This window comes from Companilactobacillus furfuricola (assembly GCF_003946325.1).
In the GTDB taxonomy this organism is placed as follows: Bacteria; Bacillota; Bacilli; order Lactobacillales; family Lactobacillaceae; genus Companilactobacillus; species Companilactobacillus furfuricola.
Genome location: NZ_RHNT01000080.1, coordinates 1 through 5,976 on the forward strand (window position 1 = coordinate 1; position 5,976 = coordinate 5,976).

The 5,976-nt window shown below is 39.2% G+C and carries 5 protein-coding genes; 2 read left to right on the forward strand and 3 right to left on the reverse strand.

Annotation, left to right across the window (positions count from 1 at the left end; genetic code table 11):
• Nucleotides 1–276: 276 nt before the first annotated feature.
• From EKM78_RS12900 to EKM78_RS12150, 3 genes are all read right to left on the reverse strand, one after another.
• Complete coding sequence (locus EKM78_RS12900) at nucleotides 277–414, reverse strand: hypothetical protein (RefSeq protein WP_164507352.1); 138 nt, start codon at nucleotides 412–414, stop codon at nucleotides 277–279.
• Between the two features lie 395 nt (nucleotides 415–809).
• A complete protein-coding gene (locus tag EKM78_RS12145; protein ID WP_125772581.1) occupies nucleotides 810–2,597 on the reverse strand; it encodes an FtsX-like permease family protein in 1,788 nt (595 codons plus the stop codon).
• 12 nt (nucleotides 2,598–2,609) lie between these two features.
• The gene (locus tag EKM78_RS12150; protein ID WP_125772583.1) at nucleotides 2,610–3,362 is read right to left on the reverse strand and encodes an ABC transporter ATP-binding protein; all 753 of its coding nucleotides are present in this window, start codon (nucleotides 3,360–3,362) and stop codon (nucleotides 2,610–2,612) included.
• A gap of 831 nt (nucleotides 3,363–4,193) precedes the next feature.
• On the opposite strand from EKM78_RS12150, the gene EKM78_RS12155 reads away from it, so the two are divergent.
• Nucleotides 4,194–5,582, forward strand: a complete 1,389-nt coding sequence (locus EKM78_RS12155) for an amino acid permease (RefSeq protein ID WP_125772585.1) — start codon at nucleotides 4,194–4,196, stop codon at nucleotides 5,580–5,582.
• A 93-nt stretch (nucleotides 5,583–5,675) separates the two neighbouring features.
• Complete coding sequence (locus EKM78_RS12905; protein WP_164507353.1) at nucleotides 5,676–5,837, forward strand: hypothetical protein; 162 nt, start codon at nucleotides 5,676–5,678, stop codon at nucleotides 5,835–5,837.
• Nucleotides 5,838–5,976 lie beyond the last annotated feature (139 nt).

Here is a 5,976-nt window from a genome sequence, read left to right on the forward strand (position 1 = left end):
TTGTATACGGAAGGACTAATTTTATCAACTTTTTTAAAAAGTGTAGACTAGTCTTTTTGGAATCAACAGGCAACCTAAATCTTGATGAATTTCTTGATGGCTAACCAAAGTACAACAAGAACCGGTAAACCGCTAAGTGAAATTTCATGGCTGACGGTCGAATTCCCTCCACCCTCCCAGAAACTAAGGTGGTGCTAAATTTTTCTCTTTGTGGGTGAGGACGGTACTTATCTTTTTTCTGCAAATTTTCTTTAGGGAATTCCAATTCCCTCGCTATTACTTGCTATCAATCCTGACTTCACCCCCTATCTGGTCCACCTTTTTCGGAAAAATCATCGGTTGGTATTTAACTTTCTCAATCTCCGTTTCAGTTTGATTTTCTATTCCTCGCGACTTCGCTTCGCTGGTCGCCATTTCTCCTCCAATTGATTCCGTTTCTAATGAATTTTTACTCTTCCAAAATTTACAAGATAGAAATCGTCAACAAAGTCCCAGGAATCAAGTATAGATGGTTAAACCAACCTACCTAAAACAATTTTGAGAGATAAAACTAAGTACCGTACCCCCCACCCCAAAATTATTTTTTAACTACCTCAGGTTCTGCGGGAGGGTGGAGGGAATTCGCCGTCAGCCGCGAAATGAAGGAACGTAAGTGCATACGCACTTGCGCAACTGGTTCTTGGTGGTGGCGATGCCACCGAACAACTAAGGAAGCCACGGTCGCAATTCCCGGAACCCTCCCGCAGAACCGGCAATGAACCTCCAACAAAAAAAGTCTTCAAACTATTAAAAGTCTGAAGACTAATATCTTATTTCAATACGATTTTTTTATACAAATGCCGCGTTAAGAAATAATAGCCACCATATAGAACAAAGAAAATTATAAATGGTAGTGCCAAATTTCCATATGGTTTCAGCAATAACGCCTTAAACATTTGTAATCCTACTAATACGTGGACAATTCCTAATGTAGCTGGAACTGCGAAGAGGACGGCGATTTCTTTATTGATCGATGATTTCAGAGCTTTTTGTCTGGCACCGATTTTGTGTAGCATGTTGTATCTCTTAACGTCACCGGCTGCTCCAGATAGGATCTTGAACATTAGACAACTTGCTAGCATTGCTAAGAAGGCAACCCCTAGGAAGAAGCCCATGAATTCCAAACCGGAGAAGAAGCCGTTGATATTTTTGTAGACTACGTATTTATCTACTAATGCTTGTTTCAAGATTGGGAAACGTCGTTGTTGCTCTTCAGAAACTTGTTTGATCGGTGTAAGATTTTTTCTGAAAGAGTCAGTTTTTACATACGTGATCGAATTTTGTTGACCTTTGATCTGGTTATATTCTTGGTCGCTTACTACTTTCATCTGCTTAACTTGATTTTTTGGTAGCATGGCGCTTTGAATATCGTATTTGACCTCTTTATTGTTGGGGTCAGAACTCTTCTTTTCCGTTGAGAACATAGTGTCCATGTCGAAATGGTTATATGTGTATGGTTGGGACTTGATATCGCTCTGACGGTAATAAGCCGTTTTATCAGTGATCTTGTAATCGTATCTGATAGTGGAAGCATTCGACATTTTATCGACTAAAGCTTTTTCCTTACTATTGATATTGATAATTTGTGAATCGTAATATTTTTGACCATTAACTACTGTATCGATCTGTTGGTAAAAGCCTAGTCCAACGGTAATTGCCCCGAGTGCGAGTGAGAACATGATCGAGACCATCGATAAAATCTTGGTGTAATCTTTGACCCGGAAATTCAATTGTGACAAGGTGAAATTGTTTAAGCCTTTTTGAGCAAATCTCCCATTCTTTTTGAGAGCACTAATGATAGTTGTCGTTAGAGAATTCATGACAAAGTACGTTCCAAGAACGATCGTTACTAAAGCGATGGGCACGCCTAAATAAATGAACATCGCATTTTTACCCATGTAGATCATAGCAGCGTATCCGATGGCGATAAAGATCAATCCGATAATTGCTTGAAAAATTGTCCAAACAGTATTTCTTTTCACACGAGTTGGTTGACTGTCTTTATTTAACAAGGTCAACACTTTAGTCATTCGTAAAGAAATTGAATTTCTTAAAGCTGAAAAAATAAAAATCACGACGAAAAATATCAATGTAGCGATCAATGCTGGGATGTAAAAACTACTGAAATGTTTGACCGGCATATCCAAATTTTTCATTAATAATTGACCGACAAAACCTGTCGCAAAAATTCCTAAAAGAACTCCGATAATTGAAGCAATAGCACCGATGATAAATGTTTCCACAAATATCATTTTGGAAATTTTACTACTTTTGGCACCGAGCATCATGAACATCCCATACTCTTTTTGACGCATACTCAAAAGAAATTTATTGGCGTAATTGATATATACGATAGTAATTATAGCTAGCAAAATTGCGCCGAATCCGAAAATAAATACCGTCGCAGCGGCTGGTGAATTTGAGCTTAAAAAGTCTTTGTTCATAGCTAAAGACATGAACATGTAAAAAATGGCGGCTGCGATCATCAAACCTGAAAATAATACACTGTAATCGCGAATTCGATGTTTAATGCCACCAATGGCAAGTTTGTTTAACAAAGTAGTCCCCTCCTATTCCGCAAATGTTCCTAATGAATCTAAAATTTCTTGATAAAATTCGCCACGTGAACGATTTTCATTTTTAAGTTCTTGACCGATTTCACCGTCTTTAATAAATAAGATCCGGTCACAGAAACTAGCTGAAAATGGATCGTGAGTTACTAATAAGATCGAAACATTATCTTCTTGATTGATCTTCGTCATCGTATCCATCAAAGCACGAGCACTCTTTGAATCCAAAGCACCAGTTGGTTCATCTCCAAAAATAATTTTTGGTTGATGTACCAAAGCACGGGCAGCCGCAACACGTTGTTTTTGACCACCAGAAAGTTCGGTTGGGTAGTGATTCAAAATATCCGTCAAACCTAATTTTTCAGAAATTTTAGCTACAGCAGGCTTGATCTCATTATTACTACGATTTTGTAGTGCAAGTGGCAGAGCAATATTTTCATAAGCCGTCAAATTTTCCAACAAATTGAAATCTTGGAAAATAAAACCGATCTGATTGGCCCGAAAATCAGCCATTTCATTATTTTTCAATTTAGTAATATCTTCGCCGGCAATCTGAACTTGGCCACTAGTAGGAGTATCCAAGGTAGAGAGAATATTTAACAAAGTAGTCTTCCCAGAACCAGAAGCTCCCATAATACCAACAAATTCACCAGGTTGAACTTCAAAGTTAACATCCGACAAAGCCTTAAATTGCTTCTCATTAGCCTTCCCATAAATCTTTTCAATATTCTTAACATCAACAATATTTTGCATGTATTTAACCTCCATCTGATATATCTATCTTAGGGGGAAAGCAACAAATAGTCGTTCGATTCACATTACAACGGCTTACAGTTTTGTAAGAAAAGCAGAGAGCGGAGGGAGATGATCAGCTGCTGAGGATTTAGGGACTGTCGGCACCCAAGGTGCGGCAAAGCCGCGCCTGCCGACAGTTTCTAAACCGGAGGCCGCTATCTCCCGGAGCTCGTTTCAACATCCTTGAGGATAAAAACAAAAAACACTATCCAATTTGCAGCAAGTTTAGCAAAAAAATGGGTAGCACTATTTAATATCTCAAAAGTAGTGCCCACTGACACTTACAAGAGGACATACAGAGAGCTCACTTTTATTGTATAGATAGAACAAGAATCCAAAAAAATATAAAATATCCATTAATATATGAGGTACCTCACTTTTGCCAATCAAAAAAAATTACCACAACAAAAAAATAAGCCCCACAACAACCACCCCAAATCAAGTTTTCCACTACCTTAGGTCCTGTGGGGGTGGAAGGAATTCGCCTTCAGCCGCGAAATAATGGAACGTAAGTGCTAACGCACTTGCGCTACCGTTTTGGTGGTGGCTGCGCCACCGAACAACTAAGGATGCCACGGCGCAATTCCTGGAACCCCCACAGGACCGGCAATGAACCTCCCTCCCAAAAATCCAAAGCTTAATTTGATTTATCCCATTTATCGTTTTACAATTTGCGCTATAATACTAAAGTTACAAAATTTTTGAAAAATAGGGGTGTTTACCGTGGGGGAAAAACTGCCAGAACTCGACTCTAAAAAGTCGTACATTAGCTGGCCTGTCGTTGCATTGATGGACTTTGTGACCGTTATTGGTTTTGACGACATTATTTATAACTTCCAAAACCAAGGTCTCGGGATCGTCTTCACTTGGATCCTCATGCTTTTCTTATTCGTTGTACCTTATGAAATGATGGTTGGTCATCTAGGATCAACTTTTAGTCACGAAGGTGGAGGTATGACTTCTTGGGTCCGTGGTACCGGTGGTAACGTCTGGGGATATATTTGTGCCTGGACTTATTGGGTCGCAGGACTGCCTTACATCGTTGACGTTGCCAATTCGATGCTGATTTCATTCGGTTGGCTGATCAATGGTAACAACAAGATGTCAGATACGATGACAAACAGTATGTTTGCTTTACTGACTGCCGTAATTTTTACGCTATTTATTTTTATTCAACATCATTTAAAAAATTCACTTCAATGGTTATCGATCATTGGTGGTGGAGCCATGTTCGTTGTCACGATTTTGTATGCGATCATGACGGTTGTCTATTTGACACAAGGAAATGCACCACATACTGAACCATTCACGATCAAATCATTCATACCTAAATTTGATCTGCACTACTTATCTACTTTTGGTTTAGTAATTTTTGCTATGAACGGGGCTGAACTTGCTTCGCCTTACGTTACTGAGATGAAAAATGGTAAGCGTGACTTTCCGAAAGCTATGTGGATGTTAGCTATTATGACTGGATTCTTAACTGTCTTTGGTTCATTCTCACTAGGAGTATTTTTCAATGCTCACAACTTGCCGCATGATCTGAAGATGAACGGTTCTTACTATGCTTTCCAAGCTATGGGTAATGATTTTGGTATGGGGCGTTTCTTCCTATACTTATTCGCTATTACGCAAGCGATTTATATGATGGCTCAACTGGCTGTCTTGATCGATGCAAGTACTAGGATGTTCTTGTCTGATACTGCTAAGGCATACTTGCCTAAACGTTTGACGAAGCTTGATAGTCGAGGCCTACCGATCAATGGTTATTGGCTTACGACTGGTATTTGTACGGTTATTATGGTTTTAAGTGCCACTTTGCCAAATATGAATTCTATTTTTAATCAGTTGCTGAATCTGAACGGGATCGTGTCACCTTACGTTACTTGTTTTGTGTTTAGTTCGTTTATTTTGGTTCGGTTGCATCCTGATAAGTTTAAGAGTGATTTTACTTATATTAAAAATCAGAAGTTGGCTGTTATGGTGGGGGCTTGGTGCTTTTTAGTTACTTTTGTTGCTGCTACTATGGGTATTTTGCCGGTGGATGAGGTTTATGGTACTGGTACTTGGTATCATGTTTTAGCTCTTAATATTATTGAGCCACTTATTATGATTGCTATTGGTGTTATTTTGCCGCTTATTGCTCGGATGCAGAGGCGTAATGATTTGTCTGTTTGATGGTTTCAGCCTTTTTGGCTGGGGCTTTTTTTGCAAAGATGTAAGAGAGCTATGGCAGACAGAAGCGTTTTACTTTGTTGGAGTTCTGTTAGTTTGTTTGGTTGTTGGGGTGTGGTGGTAGTATTTTGGTTGCTACGTTCAATGCCGACTCCGGGGCCCGGGGATACAGCCACTGGAACGCTGCCGACTCGATTTGAGCTCCTCGAAGAAAACCACTTCGACGATCTCAAATACGAGTCTTATTCTAAGCGATAAATCGGTTCTCGTCGTGGTTTGGTTATTTTGATGCATTTATTTAAGAAGAGGCTTATATACTCAATGCCAATTTTCATGAGCATATAAGCCTCTTCTTTATTCATTACGACTTAGGATGTTCCTTGAAAGGTCGTGGATA

Bases quoted from the DNA above. Each gene is read 5' to 3' on its own strand.
- EKM78_RS12900 (WP_164507352.1), bottom strand. From the start codon at position 414: ATGGCGACCAGCGAAGCGAAGTCGCGAGGAATAGAAAATCAAACTGAA.
- EKM78_RS12150 (WP_125772583.1), bottom strand. From the start codon at position 3,362: ATGCAAAATATTGTTGATGTTAAGAATATTGAAAAGATTTATGGGAAG.
- EKM78_RS12155 (WP_125772585.1), top strand. From the start codon at position 4,194: ATGGACTTTGTGACCGTTATTGGTTTTGACGACATTATTTATAACTTC.